The following is a 2,810-nucleotide window of genomic DNA, read 5'->3' on the forward strand; positions in this document are numbered from 1 at the left end:
GGTGGGCGGGGTCGTCGTCGACGAACGACACGTGCGGCAGGTCGGCGGGCGGGGTGTGCGGGTGGCGGCTGACGGCGCGCACCGGTTCGTCGAGCAGTGCGACGAGGTGGCGGCCGACGGTGCCGGTCGCCCCGGTGACGAGGACGGTCATGGCTGGTTCCCCCGGATAGACTTCGTGCGGATCGGATACGATACGGAGACCATATCATATGAGTTTCATAAGTTCTGGGGGTGGGCGGGACCGGCGGCGGACCGTGACCCTGATCAAGGACGCGCTGCGCGAGCTGCGCAACCAGTTGTCGCTGCTCAACCACCAGGTGTCGCGGCGGTTGGAGCTCAAGGACGTCGACCTGGACTGCCTGGAGCTGGTGCACCGGCACGGTCCGGTGACGCCGGGTGAGTTGGCGCGGCTGGCGGGGCTGCACCCGGCGACGTTGACCGGTGTCCTGGACCGGTTGCAGCGGGCGGGGTGGGTGGCGCGGGAACGCGACCCGAACGCGGCGGACCGCCGTGCGGTGTGGGTGCACGCGCTCAAGGACCGCAACGCGGAGCTGTTCGGCCTGTACTCGGGGATGAACCGGTCGTTGGACGAGCTGTTCGAGGGTTACGGCGAGGCGGAGCTGGCGGTGGTGGCGGACTTCCTGCGTCGGGCCACGGCGTTGGGGCGGGCGGCGACGGAGGAGTTGGCGCAGGAGTAGGCCGGCGACCGGAGGCCGCGGCTGCACCGGGCGCGCGGGCGTGGCTGGGCCGTCACGCCGGTTTTCCCCCGGACCGCCACGCGGGAAGTCGATCACGCATACCGTGGGTGCGTGGGGATCAAGAGGGGGCCCGCCGTCGCGGCGGGGATCCGGGGAGCGGGTCGCGGGTCGTGCGGTGCGCCGGTGTCGCGGCGTCGGGGGGCGTGATGGCCGACGCGGTGGACCTGGTGATGGCGCAGTGGTCGGTGCAGCGACCGGACGTGGACACCTCGCCGATGGCGGTGCTGGCGCGGGTGACGCGGTTGGCGCGGCTGCTGGAGCGGGAGTTGCGGGACTTCGTGGGCCGGTTCGACCTGGAGCCGGGCGAGTTCGACGTGTTGACCACGTTGCGGCGGGCGGGGTCGCCGCACGGCATGACCGCGGGCGCGTTCCTGTCCGCGTCGCTGGTCACGGCGGGCGCGATCACCAACCGGATCGACCGGATGGAGGCCAAGGGCCTGGTGGAGCGCGTGCCGGACGCGGCGGACCGGCGGGTGGTGCGGATCAAGCTGACCGATCGCGGCCGGGTCGTGGTGGACGGGATGCTGGCCGAGCACATGCGGCACTACGCGCGGCTGCTGGAGCCGTTGGACGAGGACACGCAGGTCGTGGTGGCCGACGCGTTGCGGGCGTTGCTGGAACGGTGCGAGTAGCCCCCGTCCCCCCGCGCCGGGACGGACGGGGGCGGGGTCAGCGGGGCACGGCGTCGAGGGCTTTGAAGATCCTCTTGTCGGAGACGGTGTAGCGGGTGCCGATGGTCTGGGCGAAGTAGCTCAGCCGCAGTTCCTCGATCATCCAGCGCACGTCGTCGAGTTCGTCGTGGGGTTCGTCGGCGGGCAGGGCGGCGCGCAGTTCGCGGTACTCGGCGTGCACGGCGTGGACGCGGTCCATCCACTCCTGGTCGCGGCGGACGTTCTCGGGCAGCTTCTCCAGCCTGCGGGAGATGCCCTGCAGGTAGCGGTGCACGTCGACGAGCCGGTCGGCGCCGGCTTCGGTGACGAAGCCCGCGTGGACCAGGCCGGTGAACTGGGCGCGGATGTCGGCCAGGGACTCCTCGAACACGGGGCCGCGCACGGCGTTGACGCGCAGTTCGACGTCCTGGGCGGCTTCCAGGACGCGGCGGACCTTGTGCACGACGTCGAACGTGGTCTCGCCCAGGCCGCGGCGGACGTGGTCGGTGAGCTTGGTGAACGCGGCCTGGTCCCAGGCGGGTCCGCCGGCGTCGCGCAGGAGCTTGTCGACGGCGGCGTTGATGCAGTCGGCCAGCAGGGGTGCGACGCCGCCGTGGGGGTTGCGGGTGAGGGCGAGCTTCTCGGCGTTGTTCAGGCCGCGTTGCAGGGTCTTGACCGGTGAGGGGGTGTTGAGCAGCAGCAGTCGGCGGGTGCCGCGCCACATGGCCTGGCGTTGGCGGCCGGGGGTGTCGAGGATCTCCACCGCGACGGTGTCGCCCTTGTCGACCAGGGCGGGGTAGGCGGTGACGACGATGCCGGACCGCTGCCGCTGCACGGTGCGGGGCAGGTCACCGATGTCCCAGGTGGTCAGGCCGGTGCGGGCGAGGTTGCTCGCGGCGGCGGCGAGGGTTTCGCGCAGCTGCCCGCGCAGTTGGGCCTTGAGGGCGGCGAGGTCCTTGCCCTGGGCGAGTTCGCGGTCGTTCTCGTCGACGATCCTGAACGTGAGCTTGAGGTGTTCGGGGACCTGGTCGAGCTGCCACTGGTCGCGGGACACGACGACGCCGGTCAACGTGCGCAGTTGGCGTTCCAGGGCGGGCAGCAGCGGTTCGTCGGGGTCGATGCCGGTCAGGGCGGCGGCGGCGACGTCGGGCACGGGCACGAAGTTGCGGCGCACCGGTTTGGGCAGCGAGCGGATGAGCGCGACGACGAGTTCGGTGCGCTGGCCGGGCACCTGCCAGGACAGCGAGTCGTCGGGCAGAGTGGTCAGGGCGGGCAGGGGCAGCTTGACGGTGACGCCGTCGACGGCGGTGCCGGGTTCGAACCGGTAGGTCAGCGGGAGGGTGAGGCCGCCGCGGCGCAGTTCGTCGGGGTTGGGGTCGGGCGAGATGGCGGCGCGTTCGAT

At 72.0% G+C, this 2,810-nt stretch carries 4 protein-coding genes; 2 read left to right on the plus strand and 2 right to left on the minus strand.

Annotated elements, in window-relative coordinates:
• Nucleotides 1-151: NAD-dependent epimerase/dehydratase family protein (locus AB0G02_RS34075; protein ID WP_360802666.1), on the minus strand; the 151-nt coding region annotated here is incomplete at its 3' end.
• A 58-nt stretch (nt 152-209) separates the two neighbouring features.
• Here AB0G02_RS34075 and AB0G02_RS34080 point away from each other — a divergent pair.
• Together AB0G02_RS34080 and AB0G02_RS34085 are read left to right on the plus strand one after the other, a co-directional pair.
• Complete coding sequence (locus AB0G02_RS34080) at nt 210-698, plus strand: MarR family transcriptional regulator (protein WP_360802657.1); 489 nt, start codon at nt 210-212, stop codon at nt 696-698.
• A 206-nt stretch (nt 699-904) separates the two neighbouring features.
• A complete protein-coding gene (locus AB0G02_RS34085) occupies nt 905-1,390 on the plus strand; it encodes a MarR family transcriptional regulator (RefSeq protein ID WP_360802660.1) in 486 nt (161 codons plus the stop codon).
• Between the two features lie 37 nt (nt 1,391-1,427).
• Here AB0G02_RS34085 and AB0G02_RS34090 read toward each other — a convergent pair.
• On the minus strand, nt 1,428-2,810 hold a 1,383-nt coding region (locus tag AB0G02_RS34090; RefSeq protein WP_360802663.1), incomplete at its 5' end, for a DUF3418 domain-containing protein.

Origin of the sequence: Actinosynnema sp. NPDC023658, from assembly GCF_040639995.1 — a bacterium.
Lineage (GTDB): Bacteria > Actinomycetota > Actinomycetes > Mycobacteriales > Pseudonocardiaceae > Actinosynnema.